This window comes from Paenibacillus sp. FSL F4-0087, from assembly GCF_038020215.1.
GTDB lineage: Bacteria > Bacillota > Bacilli > Paenibacillales > Paenibacillaceae > Paenibacillus > Paenibacillus taichungensis.
Genome location: NZ_JBBODJ010000001.1, coordinates 2,359,399 through 2,376,821, shown reverse-complemented (window position 1 = coordinate 2,376,821; position 17,423 = coordinate 2,359,399). Strand labels below are relative to the sequence as shown.

Genomic DNA, 17,423 nt, shown 5'->3' with positions numbered 1-17,423 from the left:
GCGATTGCGTCAGCTCATACATTGCATATCACAGGCTAAGTCGCCGCTTCACCATCATTAATCGGGGTTACTCTGGCTTGCTGCCCAGCCATTTTTCATGCAACGTATCATATTCACCGCTGTCCTTCAGGTTTTTGAGCAGGGTGTTTACTTCTTCGACGAAGGCTGTGTCGCCTTTGCGAATCGCTATGCCGTAAGGTTCACTCGTGAAATTGCCACCAACCAGCTTGTAGTTGTTATCCGTCTGCTGCATGCCGATCAGGATGATGTTATCGGTCGTCAGAGCTTCGCCTTTACCCGCCTTGAGGGCTGTGAAGGCATCCTGATAGTTATCGAATTCGAGCACCTCGGCATCCGGGGCTTTTTCGCGAATATTTTGCGCAGAAGTCGAGCCTTTGACGGCAAGAACCTTCACACCGTCGAGACTTTCCAGACCGGTAATCGCGCTATCGTTTTTCACAAGCAGGGATTGCCCGGCTTCAAAATAGACATCGCTGAAATCCACTTGTTCCTTGCGTTCATCCGTAATCGTCATCGTTGCGATGATGAGATCAATGTCGCCGTTTTGCAGCATCGGAATGCGCGTTTTGGACGTTACTTCCTTCAGTTCTACCTTCGTTTCGTCTCCAAGAATCTGTTTGGCGAGTGCCTTGGCGATATCAATATCGAATCCTTCGACTTCGCCACTTGCGGGGTCTTTCAAACCGAACAATTTGGTGTCGTATTTCACGCCGGCAATGAGCTTACCGCGCTCTTTAATTTGTTCAATCGTGCCTTTGGCTTCGCTACTCCCACCAGAACCACCGCTGCTGCTGCTCTCCTCTCCGGTGCTACAACCGGACAATACAAGGGATAGAATCAAAACAAGCATAAACGACGGCCACTTTAATACATTTTTCATTTGGTAAAGACCCCTTTCAAAATGGATTATTCTCAGTGGTGAATCAGACGACTCAGGAATTGCTTGGCCCGTTCTTCTCTCGGGTTGTCGAAAAATTCAGCGGCGGAGGCTTCTTCCACAATTCGGCCTTCATCCATAAAGATGACTCGGTCTGCGACCTCGCGCGCAAATCCCATCTCATGTGTAACGACGACCATCGTCATCCCATTGTGGGCAAGAGACCTCATAACATCCAGAACTTCCCCGATCATTTCGGGGTCCAGTGCAGAGGTGGGTTCGTCAAAAAGCATGATTTTGGGCTCCATGGCAAGACCTCTTGCGATGGCTACACGCTGCTGTTGTCCACCGGACAACTGGGAAGGATAACTGTCTGCCTTGTCGGCAATGCCTACTCGGGTCAGATACTTCATCGCCGTAGAGGCTGCCTGTGCTTTGGGTTGTTTACGCACCTTCATGGGTGCAAGGGTAATGTTGTCGATGACTTTTTTGTGAGGGTAGAGATTGAAGTGTTGAAATACCATGCCGATGTCACGGCGGAAGAGGTTGATGTCCACCTTTTTCTGATGTAAAGGGACACCACTGACGACAAGTTCACCTTCGGTAATCGTCTCCAGACGATTGATGCAGCGGAGCAGTGTGCTTTTGCCTGAGCCGGAAGGGCCGATAATGACAACGACTTCTCCTTCTTCAATGTGAAGATGAATATCTTTGAGGACATGAAAATGGCCAAAATGTTTCTGGACACCCCTAAATTCAATCAAGAGACCCCATCCTTTCTGCAACGTCTGTTTGTAAAAGGAATATTAAGGAATAAATTGAAACTAGTTATTTAATCATACATACTCATCCTGCTAAAGGCAATTGGTTTGTGATAAAACATGACATAAGTAATGGGTTTTATAGGGCCATAGCCAGTAATTATGTTATATATTTGTTATATTGACAGCCTCTTTGTGACGAATCCTGACAGAAAAATGAATCCATTCTCCTAGTTGTTTTACAACCATTGGAATAGATGTATAGAGTATACTGGAAGAGATGTTTACTTTATGACTCTGATCATAAAAACAAATAACATCAAATTCTGAATCGTACATGGCAAAAAAGCTCAACCTTATGCCCTATGGCATTGATATGATGGAGCGAGAATGCGCTTTCCGGTAAGCGATACAATACTAAAAATAGTCCGATCCAATTATAGGTAGAGAGGATGTTCTGAACGATGAATACATATTACTCCCCACTTGGTACAGGAGAAGGTGTTGAATCCGATACGAAGGCTTATGAAGTGAGTTTACCTGTCATCCCTGCACGGGATTTTCAGATTACGGATTATGGTGCGGTAGGGGATGGCTTGACGGATAATACCGAGATGTTCCGACTGGCTATAGCAGCTTGTGCAGAAGCGGGAGGTGGCCGAATTGTCATTCCAGCGGGTGTTTGGTTAACGGGTCCAATTGTTCTCCGCAGTCGAATTGAGCTTCATGTCCAGGCGGGGGCTCTGGTTACGTTCAGCCGTAATTTCGATCAATATCCCCTGATTGCGTCCAGCTTCGAAGGTTGGCAGGCAGTGCGATGTCAGTCGCCCATTGATGGTGAGCAGTTGGAGGATATTGCGATCACGGGTGAGGGGATTTGGGATGGCGGTGGAGAGGCATGGCGTCCGGTAAAACGATCCAAGATGACCGCCTCGCAGTGGAATCGACTGGTCTCATCGGGTGGTGTAGTGGATCATGCTGGCGGAGACGAAGCCATCTGGTGGCCATCGACTTCTGCTCTTGAAGGTGGTGCGATTGCGAATCGTCTGCATCTGGAGCAAGTGTGTGATGTGGCTGCTTATGAGGAAGTCAGAGACTTCTTGCGTCCTAACATGGTCAGCTTACGTCAATGTAAACGAGTGCTTTTGGACGGCCCGACGTTCCAGAACTCGCCTGCATGGAATCTGCATCCGTGGGCATCCGAGCATGTCACAATTCGTAATGTGAGTGTACGGAATCCATGGTTTTCCCAGAATGGTGATGGGCTTGACATTGAATCTTGCCGTCATGTCCTTGTGGAGCAGAGTGTATTCGATGTTGGTGATGATGCGATCTGCCTGAAATCCGGCAAGGATGCAGAAGGCCGTGAACTCAGTCTGCCTTCGGAATATATTACGATCCGCAATTGCACTGTGTATCACGGCCATGGCGGTTTTGTCATTGGCAGTGAAATGTCCGGTGGCGTGCGGCATGTCCGGGTCTCGGATTGTACGTTTATTGGAACGGATATTGGGCTTCGCTTCAAAAGCGCGCGTGGGCGCGGCGGGGTCGTTGAGGATATTCAGGTGGAGCGCATTTATATGAAAGATATCATAATGGAAGCTATCTCGTTTTCCTTTTTCTATGCCAATCAGGAGGGTTCCGCTCGTGGTAGCGACTTGGCTCAGGAGGTCAGTGAGGAAACTCCGGTGTTCCGGGATATCCAGATATCGGATGTGGTCTGTGCAGGAGCGGAAACCGCGTTATTGGTGAGTGGACTGCCGGAAATGCCGCTGGATGGTCTGGTCGTTCAGGGATATACGGTGACGGCTCGTAACGGGGTGCAATGCGCCCATGCGAAGCACCTGCGAATCGCCGAAATGAACGCACATATTACTGAAGGATCGTTGATTCATTTGCATCAGTGTAAGGGTGCGGAGCTGGAAGCGATTGAGGGAGTGGGTGCGGATGGTCGGCTTCTAATGGTGACAGGACATGAATCGGCAGGGATCGTATGCCGGGAAAGTGATGCAGATACAGAGGGACGCCAAATCTCCGTTGGTCCTGAAGTAAGAAGTGGTGTAATTATCCGCAGGTAAAAAGGGACCAAACTAGTATACGCTTAGCATATCACCGCGGGCATCTCCTGGCTCGCGGTGTCCTGATAGGTCGTCGCATGACAGACGTCTGGCTTCGACCAGTCGTTTTGAAGATCTATCGATGTTCTTTGCGATAGCGAAGCGGCGTGGTCCCGGTCACCTGTTTAAACGTTTTATTAAAATGGGCTGTATGCTCAAATCCTACCTTCTCCGCAATCAATTGCACCCGTTCCTGAGTGGACAGTAAACGTCTCTGTGCCTCCCGAACCCGGGTAACACGTAAATATTCGCTGAAGCGAAATCCGGTAAAACGGCTGAACATCCGGCTCAAATAGGATGGACTGATATAAAATCGCGCTGCGGCCTCTTCTAATGTGAGGGGCTCGGTATAATGATTGTTCACATAAGTGACGATTTCACTGATCTTATCCTGCATGGGATGATGCGGGACTGGAGAAGATTGCCGAGTATCTTCTTCAACCCGGTGGATCTGAATCAGGATCTGGGCAAGCAGGCTTCTCACCACGATTTCATAATGAGGGCGCCGCTCCCGGCATTCTTGCAGCATCTGCCACAGCATTCGTTCGATCTCGGGCTGTTCCGCATCAGGAAAGTGCAGCAGCCTTGAACGATCGAAGGGAAGTAGACCACATATTCCAAGCTCCATCCCGGTTGCAAAAGAAGGTGAGAATCCGATCAGGATTCGTTCAAAGCCGGGAAGGCTACCTTTGGACGTCGAATGTACATCATGGGGATTGATCAGGATCAAATCACCTTTGCGGGCGGTAAGAAGCTGACCATTCATGGAATAGACGCGTTCTCCTTCAAGCAGATAATACAGTTCGTAAAAAGGGTGTGCATGAGGCTGTGGCATGGCGTTCCCGTCGTGTCTGCTCATGTGTTCAATGGTGAATGAACTCTCGCCAATTCGATATTTGGGTCCAATCCGATCCTCTATAACACTCATAACACGTCTCCCCTCTGCGCCAGCTGATTTACGGTTAATATCCATATCATAACGGAAAATCCAGTTTGTTGTAAACGCTATCATTTGTGTGTGGGTCCGACCAGACGAAATGAATAGAATGCGGGTGGAATGATTTTCGGCAAGCTTAGATATGGTGTAAAGGTGACAAAAGTCTATTCATGTTTTACAGTAGGGGGAGTGAGGCTAACCTCTGGATAGGGGTGTCTCCAATTCGATTTGGAAGGAAGGAAACAGAATATGACGACACATGAATTATCGCCACTCGTTGCTGCATTGAATATGCAGCCACACGTTGAAGGCGGTTGGTATAAGGAAGAATGGAAGGCATCGTATCAAATTCCACAATCCGTACTGCCGGATACATACTCAGGCCCTCGATTCTCGGCAAGTTCGACATACTTCCTGCTGCACTCGCATGAAGTCTCGGAATGGCATACTGTTTTGTCCGATGAGCTCTGGTTGTGGCATAGCGGCAGTCCGGTTGAATTGAAATTGGGCGGCAACGGGGAAAACCCGGAAAATGAAGAAGTGCTTGTGCTGGGGATGGATATTGCTGCGGGGCAATCGCCGCAGGTACTCGTTCCAGCCGGAGTATGGCAAACCGCACGTCCGTTGGGTGATGAGCCTGTACTGGTAACGTGTGTTGTAGCTCCAGGTTTCCACTTTGATGATTTCAAACTGGTTTCCAAAGGCTAATATAACCATAAATGAACAAGCAAAATCCCGATCCAGTTGCGTTGCATCCGGATCGGGATTTTTTGATGTTTTCTAGCTTTGATTATATATTGATGTTAAAAGTTAAAGTTGTCCGGATCGGAACCAAAGCGCTTATTCTCGTTCAATTGATTAATGCGTTCGATTTCTTCTGTAGTCAACTCAAAATCGAACAGGTCCGCGTTATCGCGAATGCGCTGTGGTGTAACGGATTTAGGTATGGTCACAATACCATTTTGCAGATCCCAACGAAGAATGACCTGTGCCGGTGACTTGCTGTACTTGGCAGCGATGTCCTGAAGAAGCGGATGCTCCAGCAGGTGTCCCTGACCCAGTGGAGACCAGGCTTCAATCTGGATCTGATGTTTGCTGCAGTACTCCCTTAGCTCCGTTTGGATCAACAGCGGATGCAGTTCCACCTGATTCACTGCAGGTTTAATGGTGGCATCGGTCATCAGGTCCTCCAGATGGTGAATCTGGAAGTTACTCACCCCAATGGCGCGGATGCGTCCTTCCTTATGCAGCTTCTCCAGCGCTCTCCAGGTATCCTTGTACTTGCCTTTGACAGGCCAGTGGATTAGATAGAGATCCAGATATTCCAGTTCGAGTCGTTCCATGCTTGCTTCAAAAGCTGCCAGTGTGGATTCATAACCTTGGTCCCCGTTCCACACTTTGGTGGTAATGAACAGATCCTCGCGGGCGATTCCGGATTCACGAATACCCTGAGCTACACCCGTTTCGTTGTTATACGCTTTTGCTGTATCGATACTGCGATAACCTGCTTGAATGGCCGTTTTGACGGCATCAACCACTTCTTCTCCATCTTTAACTTTGAATACACCAAAACCCAGCCAAGGCATTTTGACTCCGTTATAAAGTGTCGTTGTGTCCTGCACGTGTTTCATGGTCCGAAATTCCTCCTCTGATTCATTCATTATTCCATTATGTAATTACCCTGTTGACCGCCGGCCAATCCTAAATGGAGGGTCGTCTGTATTGATTATACTAAAACCTTTTTGGTAATGGAAAAGAATACGACCATTTCGATAGGAAAAACCCCTCTTTTATCCTTTTTGGCCAGCCAGAGGTTTGGTTTTGACGCTTACGGGTGATAAGATGAAGTATACGAAATATGGAAAGAGAAGCTTTCCTATGGAATGGATCACATGAAGAACAGAGGAGCACGGGAAAGTTGGGTGTCATTGAACCCGTGTGATTAACGATAAAGGAGTAAGAATACAATGGCTAAACCTAAACAAACCAAAAAAGCAGCAGCCTGGTCTCTCGTTGTTATGGGAGCAGGATTTGCCGCATCATTGCCGTTTCAGGGCGGTGTTGTAGGCAAACTGCTCGTAGGGTCATTTGAAGCGGGGTTGGTAGGTGGACTTGCGGACTGGTTCGCCGTAACAGCGTTGTTCCGTCATCCACTGGGTATTCCCATTCCCCACACGGCATTACTGCCCAAAAATCGGGACAAATTGACCGAAGGCCTTGTCTCCGCAGTGGAAAATAACTTGCTGAACAAGGATAGCATCACCGAGAAAATTGCGGGTTTCAAGGCAGCAGAAATCGTTCTGGATACGATGACAAGGGAGCTTCACAACGATGGAGTCAAGACCATGATCGATACACTCTGCAAACGAATCCTTGCAGGCCTTCCGTTGGAGCAGATTGCTCCACTGGTTGCGGGCGAGATCAAATCACAGGCAGGAGCCTTCGACTTGGGTCCGATTCTGGAACGGGCTTCGATCCAGATGAGTGAGCGTGGATATGATGCCAAAGCACTGGACTACGGTTTGAAGCAGGCAGAAGAATGGCTGGTGAAGCCAGAGACCATTATGTTTTTGGGTGAAAGTGGCTTAAAGGCGATCAGTGGCATCCAGATGAATGGATTAATGCAATTTGCGATGAATGCGTTCATGGGTTATCTGAACGAGGAGCGTTTGGGCAGCATTTTGCAAGGGTATCTGTTTGACCGAGTAGAGGACATGAAGCGAGAGGGCAGCGCTCTTCGTTACAAAGTGCTCGATCTGTTGCGAACCCAGGCTATCCGGCTGGCGATGAGTGAAAGTGTGCAGGATGGAGTCAACGGCTGGAAAAACAACATGCTGGATGGATGGAACGCAGAGGAAACCGTGCTGAACAAACTCATAGAATTGAGGGATAAGGCGCTCGCTGCGATGGAAGATGGTCAATATGTGGAGACGTTTGCTTTACCTGCGATTGAGCGGGTGTTGTCTGATTTGCGGTCAGACGATGCTTTATTGGCAGGATTGAATGCCAAGATTGTGGAAGGTGTAACGACGCTGCTGGAGAAAAACCATTCCAAAATCGGCAATCTCGTACGAGAAAACGTGGACAAAATGGACAATGCCTCACTGATCTCCTTGATTGAGAATAAAGTAGGGCAGGATCTGCAGTGGATTCGGATTAACGGGGCCGTTACCGGATTTATAATCGGGATTGCACTGACCGCCCTGCGGATGGTATTGGAGTAAATCATTGAAATGGCAAGATTAGGGCCGCTCTCTGGAGCAGGCTCTTTTTCGTCTGGGAAATTTATGAATAGACAACTGATGCAAAAACAGTTGAATTGGGTAATGTACACCCGAATGCTCTAATGGAATCATTTAGGAACAAAGTTACATAAAAACGATGCCAACAGCCGATGTGATCATGTTGATTTTGTACTATGATGCAGTTAACAGGAGAATAGAGTGGATACAGGAATATATTTTAATGATTAATGAAAAAGAAAAGGTGATTGATAATGAGATTGAAGCGGCGATTCACATGTATGTTTTTTTTAATCATACTATCCACTTTTATTTTGGGAGGGTGTCAGAACATGAAGGAAAGTGAAAAACAGGCCTATTTTAAAGAAGCGGAAGCAGAAGCCGTAAAATATCTGAAAAATAAATATGAACTAAATGTAGTCATCACAAATAAAGAGTTGTTACCCGAGATGGCGCTTGATTCTATTGCTATGGAAGGACATGTGGTTGAACATGAAGAGCAAGAGTTTACAATCTCGTACGACTATGAGGATAAAAAGATCAAAAATTTTGGCATGAGTCCGGCAATTAAGGAAGCGATTATTGCTAAGGGATATGATCCGTTTAACAAATAAATCATAATTCAGGATTGATTTTCTTGGAGGTGCAGAGGTTGTGAGTAATTCACCAAAAATTGATGATGAGACATACAACAAGATGTCTGAATTAGCATATGAGAATCTGAAATCAGGTATGGAGTTTGAGAATCTTCCTGGATGGCAAGTTCTTGAAGACACGCATGGAAACAAAAAATCCGGTTTTGATGCGGTGACCTTCTACAATTCGGAGACCAAACAGGCGGTTATCGCTTATCGTGGCACGGAGGGAAGTGCTTCGTTGGATCGTAGCGCCCCCGATTATTATGCAGACGCTCAAATCGGTTTGCCTGAGCTTGGTCGAAAGATCGAACAAAGTACGGATTTTACACCGGATTGGTTGGCAAATGGCATTCAGAAGGTAAGAGATGTTACGGGGATCACTACAGTCGAGAATGCTGTGGGAGAACTGGATAAAAAGCTGGATAAAACGTTCAGTCTGGGACCAAACCAGATGTATGAGGCGGAAGACTACGCCAATGATATGCAGAAAAAATACAAGGATCTGGATTTCTCGCTGACAGGGCATTCGCTTGGAGGGGGAAATGCCCAATATGCGGCCGCATACACGGGACTCTCCGCAGTGACCTTCAGTGCGCCTTCTGTGATCTCCAGTCTCACACCAGAGGCGAAGCGAAAGGCTGAAGAGGGTGGGTTTGATAGCCAAATCATTAACTATGGGCATCCCGGAGATTTTGTGACCAGCGGATTTTTTGGTGGATATGATCGTCATGTAGGTTCCATGTATTACATCAATTCCAACTACAAGGATATGAATGATGACATGGGCATGTGGGATAAAATCAGTAACACCTTTGGTGGCGAGGAGTACCACAGTCTGAAGCAGTATGAGTTCGAGAATGGCTATGTTTCCAACGATCTTTACGATCCGGTTACAGGCGAGCACATCGGTTATTCCCCGCGTCAGCCGTCCAATGTCCTGTCTGATCTCGCAGCATTCATGCGGAACTTGGGTGGGCAAGCGGGCAGTCTTGCAAGAGGTATGGCCGCGGCAGCAGGAGCGTCTGGCCTGATTCAGGTAACGCCTGAGGAACTCAAAAGTGTCGCTGCTCGGTGGAAGCAAAATGCACAACAGTGTAATGCAGAGTTGAACATAGTACGGAGCCGGATGGCTCAATACTTGCATTCCAGCCGCAGTCGCAGACTTGAGCCTATCGTCACTCATCTGGATGCGTCTATTAACGAACTGAGCACATGGCATATGAAGCATACGGGTCAGTTCTTGAACTTTATCGAAGAGAAGGCGGAAGCCTTCCGTCAGGCAGATGAGAGTCAAGTCAGTTTTAACTAGAATTTTGCATGAAGGGCCTGGCGATTGGAACTTACATAAAGGGAGGGATCACGAGTGAGCGGACAATTGCTGGTAGAGTTGAATGATCTTCGGATTGCTGAAAAAGAATTGACTCAGTTGCTTGCCCGTCTCCAGGCAGATGAGCAGGAGGCGAGAAGCTTATACAATCGTCTCGACGACTGGAAGGGACAATCGGCTGATTATACAAGGCAGCAGATCGAAGCGTTCTTCGCAGGTCTGTCTGGACGGATACAGTCGATTGAACAACAGAAGAAGAGCTTACTGCAATACATTGAAATCATGATCCAGACGGATCAGGAACGGTAGAGCAAAGGGCGGTAAGTGACGCTGTTCATCATCAGTGATCGTAAGCATGAGTCTGAAATCGAGTTAGCGTATGTATACAGATAACAAAAAGGAGCCTCGGCACATCGGGATAGACCCCGTTCGCCAAAGGCTCCTTTCTTTTTATGTCTACATACAAGACTGCATGTTAGTTATTAACGTTTTTTGCGGCGTGTTGCCAGAGCGATACCCAGGAAGGACAGGATCAACGCCAGAATGGATACGATCAGTGTTGCCTGTTGCAGCTTCAATGTGCCAGGGTCTGAATCCGTGTTGTTTGGCTCACCAGTAACGGTGTCGTTCAACGCATCACCCAGTGTGGTATCGTCGTTTGCCTTCGTATCATCACCCGTTGCTTCATCATCATGACCCGCATTGCCGGCTGTACCTGCGCTATCATGACCTCCGCCTGCAGCGGCATTACCTGCAGCAGCAGGATCTTGGCTGATTGCCGTGATACTGTGCGGGTTGCTGTCACTTGGTCCGCCTGTCCATTCCACGATGCTGCCATCGCTATAATACTGGAACGCATCCCAGGCTACTTCCGTTTCGGCATCCGGATTCTGTGCTACAAAGTTGAACTGCTGGAATTGACCAGCCAGAATTCCTTCGTTATCTGCGTCCACTTCCCAAGTAATTGACGTCACTTCATTGGAATCATTTTTTTCAGTAGTGATTTTCCAGCCTGCGAGTGGTTGGTATTGCTTGAATGCAACGCCTTGCGGTACTTTCAGCGTGACTTTGGTGGTAGGCAGCTCTTTTTCGGATGGAATCTTGATGCTATACGTCTGCCATGCACCTGTCTGTGCCACGGTTGGGTTAACGGTAACGTGTGCGCTGGCGAATCCAGCAAACAGCATTAGTGCAGCAGCTCCAGCAGTAAGGCTGGATGTCAGTTTGGAAGTCCATGATGTTTTCTTCAAAATAATTTACCCCTCTCAAATCTTATCATTTATGTTTCGGCCCATTTTCTAAAATAAGTGCCTGATGTGCTGCAAAGTCACCGTTCCGGTTACGAATCGTTCTTTCAATCGCTGTTATTCCCAGATTTTTTTGATTCACTTTATAAGTGAAAATCCGGGAATAAATGCGAACGTTACACTTTTCCAGAATCGATTTCGTCCCCTTCACTACAATTGCAGCTTATTGAGACACTGATTTTAGATTGAGTCGCGTTTCAAATCTGAATCGGTCTATACCTACGGATTAGCGGTGTCGATCTCAAATTCGGTATCCAGCGAATCCAGAGATCGGGTTAGCAGATGTACCTTGATGTTCCAGCGTCCTGGCATGGAGATATATTCTTCTGCTTCGTACACGCCAGTATCATTTTTCGGAATCGTGATCTCGTAAATGCCCATATCCATATCCAGGTGGGTCAGTGAAAGTGTGATCTGTTCCAGATCGTTAACTGTAGTGCCGTCCGGTTTTTTCACGTCGACTTTGAACTGATTCTCTCCGGTACGATTTGGGCTTACCTGAAGTGTAATTGTGGTCCCGTCATCCGTAGTCTGTACTTCTTTATAAGGTCCTGCGGCTGCCGGTTGTCCGGGAGACAAGTGTGTCAGCACGGCAGCCAGCGCAAGCACGACGGCTCCAGCAATCAGTTCGGCCTTGAGACTGCCAGCGAGTCGGTTGCCGCTGCTTGCACGTGCCATTCTGGCATGACGCCCAGCCAATACAAGCATTACAACAAGCAAGACAACTTTAGCGATAAGCACGAGACCATATCCCGTTGTGAACAGGGACGTAAGTATAGGTGCAGGCAAAATGATCAGGCTGCTATATATCCCTGTAGCGACGAGAGCAGCAACAGCACCGATACCCCAAGCTGTAAATCGTCGGATCGCCGTCCAATAGACTTCTCCTCGCACCGTGGAAGGCAGTTTATCCGCGAGCGGAGGTAGACACACAGCCATGGCGGTTAAAGCGCCGATCCAGAAAGCGGCTCCGATCAGATGAACGAAGTCCATTGCAATGGCGAGTGTGCGTTGTTCCGCTGCAGCTGGATGTCCTGTCATCGCATGAGTGAACAACCAGCCAAGAACGAGAATCAGTGATCCGTATGATGACCAGATCCGGATACGCAGCGAGCGATCCCGGTCATATCCCGAGAGGATGGTAACCGCCAGCAACATCACAATGAGTATCTGTACCATCCAGATCTGGCCAAATGACGTCAATTTAAGTGCACTGCCCATCAGTGCCCAGCTGAACTCCCCGATGGAAACGCCTGATTCATACAATGTGTTCAGAGGCAGGCTGATCAGAGCGGCAACAGAAGCGGCGCCATAACTGATCCATAACAACCTATAGCTTCTTGGCACTTCCAGTGGTTCTCTCGCCATGGAAGCAGGCGCAATTCGAAACAGCAGGAAAGCAAGTGTGCCCAGAATCACAGACAACCCCAGATATTGAATCCAGTCGGTCAGCGACAAAATCCATTTTAACGGTCCGCCAACCTGGCCTGAACCTGAGGTTAAATCCGCGAGACCGGCAGGAGCGCCAGATGGTTCCCCAATATGAAACACATAGGCTCCCTGAATGGGGTGGCCATCCGCAGATACAGCCTTCCAATTCACGGCGTAGGTTCCGTTTCCAAGTCCGGTCCGCAGTCCGGTCTCCAGAATATGAGGACGATCCTCATCGACATGCACATTGCCGTCATCTGCTTGTGTTCCGTCAGGTCCGGTGATTTTAATATCAAAGAAGGCCGTCTGCAAAGACTCGTTGAACTCGAGAGTCAGGCGTTCAGGTGCAGTCGCAACCAGTTCATTTTCACCTGGTGAGGCCTGCACTATATAAGCATGGGCCGATGCCCATTGTGGCATAACAAGGCAAAATAATAACATCAGGGCGCCCATCAATGCCCAGTGCCGTTTGCCCAATTTCGTGGTGGACCTACTCAAAATCAAAAAATCATCACCTTAGGTCTAGAATTGTAAGTCATTCTTTGTTATCCGAGCACAATCTATACCATTATAACTTTGTCCAAAATAACACCGTATGACTACATTGGGCTATAAAAAAACGAAATGATCCATAGAATTGTGACAAAAACATGAATGTGCCGCTATTTACGCAGCTTACGCCCTGCTAGTCCGCTTTCCAATGCATAGCGGGTTAATTGCACACGATTTTCGAGATGCAGTTTCTGTAAAATATTCTTCAGATGATTTTTCACCGTTTGATCCGAAATGCCAAGTTGGTCGGCAATCTCACGATTGGTATAACCCGCAGATACCCATTGCAGGATCTCTAGCTCCCGCGTAGTCAGGGGATTATCGGGTACATCTTCCGTGCGAGGTGCAGGGAACTCCTGAAGGATTCGATAGGCAAGTTCCTTGCTCAAGGGTGAATCATCACTGACGATGGCGCGAAGGTATTCAAGCCAGGTGGAAGGAGCCAGATTTTTGAGCAAATATCCTTGAGCTCCCTGCTTCAGTGCTTCGAACAGGTACGTGACATCATCCGATACAGTGACCATGACGATAATGACATAAGGAAAGCGCAGTTTGATCTGGCGGGTGGCTTCCAGCCCATCCATATCCGGCATCTGCACGTCCATCAAAATAAGATCGGGCATCCATTGCCCGGTAAGCTCCAGTGCTTCCAGCCCAGTCGAAGCGGTACCAATAACCTCAAACAGGCTGTCCTCGGATAAAATACTGCAGATCGCCTCACGCGCATGCGCGTGATCATCGACAACCAATACCCGTACAAGTTCCATATTAAGCATGCCCCTTCCCAATGGTTATTCGTGTGTAACCTGGCCTTGAATCAAGGGCGAAAGACCAGCCCATCTGAACTGCACGTTCCTTCGTAATTCTCAAGCCGTACCGATCCTTCAGATGCAGTGGATCCCCGCTCACACCAACACCGTTATCCTGAACGAAGATCGACCAGACAAAAGGAGTCCCTTCTGCTATCACTCGAATATCTGTAGCCCGGGCATGTTTACGTACGTTAAGTAGTGCTTCCCGAATGCAGGCGAGCAGCTCTACCTGCTCCTTTGGAGAGAAGAAGGTGCTCTCCAGATTCCATTCCAGACGCGCCGAAGGAACCGTCTCCTCTATAAGTAATTCCACCTGTGACAGCAGGGAGGTTCCTTCCGGTACTGCCACTTGTCCAGGCACGTAGCGGAGCTGGGCGATGGCCTGCCGTACGTAAGCGTTGACCTCATGTACGGTTTTGCGTATTTCCCGAATTTCATTCTCGTGGCCGCTTCCAGCCATACTGCGCTCGGCCTTGTCTGTTTTTACCGACAGGAGAAAAAGAGACTGCGAGATGCCATCGTGAAGCTCACGGGCCAGTTGGTCCCGAGCTTCGAGTGCCACTTTGGAAGCGCGCTCCTGCTCTAGAGCAGCCCTGGCACTTTCCAGCATTTTAAATAAGCGACTTAGCAAGGTGACACTTATGAGGTAAAGGATAAGGGGGGTAAGCCAGTTACCCGCATCCATGGAAAGGTAGGGCATCAGGAATTGATGACGGATGTATTCCCAGAGTCCCACCGTGAATGTGGGGACCAACAGAATCATCCATTTAATCTGTTTGTATGACATGAATACAGAACTCCTTTGAGATAAGGTCCAATTATATGTATCTGTTTCAAGGGTTGGCACCATTATAACGCATGCTTGCTTCAGACCCTAGTCTGTCTTTCTTCGGAGGAAGTTCGGGTGGATAAGGGAGCATTTAGAAGGATATCTAAGAACAACATGGGGTGAAATTATGTCACGCAGGGTGAGCCTTGATGAATACAGATGAGTGGGGCTGTATCCATTTTCCCTATTGAAGAAGGTCCTCTATACTTATATAGAACACAAATTCATTACAAAAGATGTTAAGGAGTGAACGCAACAACATGAATCAAGAGGTATTGGAACGTCGCAGCGAGTTGCTCAAGAAGAACATTCATCAAATGCTTCTTCAAGACAATCAGCACGGAATCAGTCGTCAGGATAACATGTTTTTGCAGCAGATGATTAAAGAGCTGCATCAGACTTCACACGAAATGAATACCACTCGATAACGCAGAATCTGCACAAGAATGAAATAGTCTGGTGCATGATTCATTCCATGATGAACATGAAAATGGCGCTATCCCCGATTAGGCCGGGGGTAGCGCTTTTGGCTTTGTAAGGGGTAATTCTACGGGTGTTACACAAGTTGTTGCTGCACCGTTCGTTTCTGAATATATCGGATGAACAATTCGGCTAGCTCGGGATCAAACTGAGAACCGGAGCACAGCTGTAGTTCCTTGATTGCTTCGTCCACATTTTTCGTTTCCTGATACGGTCGCTCTGTCGTCATTGCGTCAAACGAATCAATCACCGTGAGCATCCGGCACAACCTTGGAATCTCACTGCCTTTCAGACCATAAGGGTAGCCTGTCCCGTCATACCGTTCATGATGCAATTCGATATAGGGAATGAGATCGGCAAAACGCTCGTTGGTCATGGCCATCTTTTTGCCCCAAATGACATGTCCCTTGATCGTTTCCCACTCTTCAGCGGTAAGTTTCTCTTTCTTATTCAGGATGGACCACGGAATCTCCAGCTTCCCGATATCATGAATTAGTGCGCCCAGTACAAAACTCCGCTTCTCCACATTATCGAGTTCCAGCAACTCACTTAAATCGAGAGCATACTTATATACGCGTTTGGAATGTTTGAATGTATCCATATCCTTATATCTGAACAAGTTGAGCTGCTGCTCAATGTCGCGCACATCCTGCACCAGATCAATCTCTTGCTCCATACCGTCGTTACTGCCGTGGCGATGCACATTGTTTTTGCCCTGTTTTTTGGCATAATACAGTGCTTTATCCGCCTGATCCACAAGTTGTGACTTGTTGTACATATCGATCTCATAACGAGCAACACCTGCGGAGAACGAGAGACAACCGTGCGGAAAAACTTCCACTCCTTCAAAAGGTGTATCGTTCAGCTGCTTGCGCAGCTTGTTCATGAACGCATAAGCCTCGTCCAGGTCCATGCCTGGCATGAGTAAGGTGAACTCTTCTCCGCCGTAACGAAAGGCGGTAACGGGAGTGCCTTCCGTCTTCCGACTGAGGAAATCTCCGAGAAGAGCCAGCAGGCTGTCACCCTGGAGATGACCGAAGCGGTCGTTATACTTTTTGAAATCATCAATATCGATGAGACCCAGTGAAAGCGGGGTTCCCTGAGAACGGGCGTTACCAAGCTCGGTTTCCAGCATACTTTCAAAATGGCTGTGGTTAAATAAACCTGTGCGTTGATCCGTATTGGCCTTTTCCTCAATACTTTGATACATCACAAACAGCTGCTTGAACGCATGAGATAGCAAAATGCTAAGACTGAGGTAGAGCAGCAGGCCGAGAACGCCGTTATGCACAACGAGAATGGTCAGCACGAGCGCCAAAATCAATGTACATAAATAGACCAGCAGCGATTCGGTAACAAACACACGCTTCATCTGCTGTAATGCATCCTTTGTTGAGAAATGAAAAAACAGGCCAAGCGTAATTGTATTGATGATGAAGTAGGCTGCAAGTGCCGCAAAATAGGGCAGCAAGTTATATCCATCCAGTGCTCCCGGAATTCCTCCAGTCCAAGTAAATACATAAGCCGCTCCAGCAATCATAAGGCTATAAATGCTGAAATTGACGATATGTTTCCACCAGGTGAGTTTGCGATCCTTGATTAACAGAATGAGGGAAACCGGCAGCAGTACAGACAGACTGAATGCACCACCAAACATGAAGATACAGGCGAGGTACACGGAAGAGTCCATGGATTGCTGATTGCCTTTGGGCGGAATTTGAAACGTGAAATAATCCAAAATCAGCGCCGCACCGAGCATCGTGTATACCATTACCCATTCGTCAGAGGATAGATGGAGATAAGACCACTTGTTCATATACAGAAAAATACCGATGCCGGTGCAGCTAAGCAAGACGACATACATGCTGCTCCGATCTGCTTTATGGATAAGGTTACGAATAAAGTTCATAAAAATTCTCCTGCTTGGTTTAGTCTGCTCTTGATGTGAATATATCGGCTTGTACTATATTGATGTATAACATAACAAGTTACCTCCCAAAAATCCAGAAAGAAAAAACAGGCCGCTGGCAGCCTGTTTGTCTTGGTTGGCGAAGTATATGTACTAGCCACCCAGCTTGTATCCCGAAGTCAA

17 protein-coding genes are annotated in these 17,423 nt (G+C 47.7%); 8 read left to right on the top strand and 9 right to left on the bottom strand.

Annotated elements, in window-relative coordinates; genetic code table 11:
- Positions 1-67: 67 nt before the first annotated feature.
- A complete protein-coding gene (locus tag MHB84_RS11070; protein ID WP_076290685.1) occupies positions 68-901 on the bottom strand; it encodes an ABC transporter substrate-binding protein in 834 nt (277 codons plus the stop codon).
- A gap of 32 nt (positions 902-933) precedes the next feature.
- Positions 934-1,662 carry an amino acid ABC transporter ATP-binding protein gene (locus tag MHB84_RS11065; RefSeq protein WP_076290684.1) on the bottom strand — a complete coding sequence of 243 codons (729 nt, stop codon included), beginning with the start codon at positions 1,660-1,662 and terminating at the stop codon, positions 934-936.
- Between the two features lie 461 nt (positions 1,663-2,123).
- Here MHB84_RS11065 and MHB84_RS11060 point away from each other — a divergent pair, with 461 nt between their 5' ends.
- Entirely contained in the window at positions 2,124-3,737 is a 1,614-nt protein-coding gene (locus MHB84_RS11060; RefSeq protein ID WP_076290683.1) for a glycoside hydrolase family 28 protein, read from the top strand.
- Positions 3,738-3,852: 115 nt separating this feature from the next.
- On the opposite strand, the gene MHB84_RS11055 is transcribed toward MHB84_RS11060, so the two are convergent.
- Positions 3,853-4,704 (bottom strand): helix-turn-helix transcriptional regulator, encoded by an 852-nt coding sequence (locus MHB84_RS11055; RefSeq protein ID WP_076290682.1) that lies wholly within the window; start codon positions 4,702-4,704, stop codon positions 3,853-3,855.
- Between the two features lie 258 nt (positions 4,705-4,962).
- Here MHB84_RS11055 and MHB84_RS11050 point away from each other — a divergent pair, with 258 nt between their 5' ends.
- Positions 4,963-5,421: a cupin domain-containing protein gene (locus tag MHB84_RS11050; RefSeq protein WP_063566267.1), complete on the top strand. Its 459-nt coding sequence runs from the start codon at positions 4,963-4,965 to the stop codon at positions 5,419-5,421.
- 95 nt (positions 5,422-5,516) lie between these two features.
- Here the strand turns inward: MHB84_RS11050 and MHB84_RS11045 are convergent, their stop codons facing one another.
- Positions 5,517-6,344, bottom strand: coding sequence for an aldo/keto reductase (locus tag MHB84_RS11045; protein WP_076290681.1), 828 nt, complete (start codon positions 6,342-6,344; stop codon positions 5,517-5,519).
- A 336-nt stretch (positions 6,345-6,680) separates the two neighbouring features.
- Here MHB84_RS11045 and MHB84_RS11040 point away from each other — a divergent pair, with 336 nt between their 5' ends.
- From MHB84_RS11040 to MHB84_RS11020, 5 genes are all read left to right on the top strand, one after another.
- Positions 6,681-7,937: a DUF445 domain-containing protein gene (locus MHB84_RS11040; protein WP_076290680.1), complete on the top strand. Its 1,257-nt coding sequence runs from the start codon at positions 6,681-6,683 to the stop codon at positions 7,935-7,937.
- Positions 7,938-8,094: 157 nt separating this feature from the next.
- Positions 8,095-8,301: a hypothetical protein gene (locus MHB84_RS11035; RefSeq protein WP_076290679.1), complete on the top strand. Its 207-nt coding sequence runs from the start codon at positions 8,095-8,097 to the stop codon at positions 8,299-8,301.
- On the top strand, positions 8,288-8,569 hold the full coding sequence (locus tag MHB84_RS11030; RefSeq protein ID WP_076290678.1) for a hypothetical protein: 282 nt from the start codon (positions 8,288-8,290) through the stop codon (positions 8,567-8,569). Before MHB84_RS11035 ends, MHB84_RS11030 begins: the two co-directional genes overlap by 14 nt.
- Before the next feature lie 82 nt (positions 8,570-8,651).
- Positions 8,652-9,902, top strand: coding sequence for a hypothetical protein (locus MHB84_RS11025; protein WP_076290755.1), 1,251 nt, complete (start codon positions 8,652-8,654; stop codon positions 9,900-9,902).
- 54 nt (positions 9,903-9,956) lie between these two features.
- On the top strand, positions 9,957-10,229 hold the full coding sequence (locus tag MHB84_RS11020; RefSeq protein WP_076290677.1) for a hypothetical protein: 273 nt from the start codon (positions 9,957-9,959) through the stop codon (positions 10,227-10,229).
- Positions 10,230-10,402: 173 nt separating this feature from the next.
- Here MHB84_RS11020 and MHB84_RS11015 read toward each other — a convergent pair whose 3' ends face one another.
- The 4 genes from MHB84_RS11015 to MHB84_RS11000 form a co-directional block, all read right to left on the bottom strand.
- Positions 10,403-11,170, bottom strand: a complete 768-nt coding sequence (locus MHB84_RS11015) for a YcnI family copper-binding membrane protein (protein WP_246318071.1) — start codon at positions 11,168-11,170, stop codon at positions 10,403-10,405.
- 276 nt (positions 11,171-11,446) lie between these two features.
- Positions 11,447-13,162 carry a copper resistance protein CopC gene (locus MHB84_RS11010; RefSeq protein ID WP_083679025.1) on the bottom strand — a complete coding sequence of 572 codons (1,716 nt, stop codon included), beginning with the start codon at positions 13,160-13,162 and terminating at the stop codon, positions 11,447-11,449.
- A gap of 158 nt (positions 13,163-13,320) precedes the next feature.
- Positions 13,321-13,977, bottom strand: a complete 657-nt coding sequence (locus tag MHB84_RS11005) for a response regulator (RefSeq protein WP_076290675.1) — start codon at positions 13,975-13,977, stop codon at positions 13,321-13,323.
- A 1-nt stretch (position 13,978) separates the two neighbouring features.
- Positions 13,979-14,809, bottom strand: a complete 831-nt coding sequence (locus MHB84_RS11000; protein ID WP_076290674.1) for a sensor histidine kinase — start codon at positions 14,807-14,809, stop codon at positions 13,979-13,981.
- Positions 14,810-15,111: 302 nt separating this feature from the next.
- On the opposite strand from MHB84_RS11000, the gene MHB84_RS10995 reads away from it, so the two are divergent.
- Entirely contained in the window at positions 15,112-15,279 is a 168-nt protein-coding gene (locus MHB84_RS10995; protein WP_162842449.1) for a hypothetical protein, read from the top strand.
- Between the two features lie 128 nt (positions 15,280-15,407).
- Here MHB84_RS10995 and MHB84_RS10990 read toward each other — a convergent pair whose 3' ends face one another.
- Positions 15,408-17,240 carry a bifunctional diguanylate cyclase/phosphohydrolase gene (locus tag MHB84_RS10990; protein WP_076290673.1) on the bottom strand — a complete coding sequence of 611 codons (1,833 nt, stop codon included), beginning with the start codon at positions 17,238-17,240 and terminating at the stop codon, positions 15,408-15,410.
- Positions 17,241-17,423 lie beyond the last annotated feature (183 nt).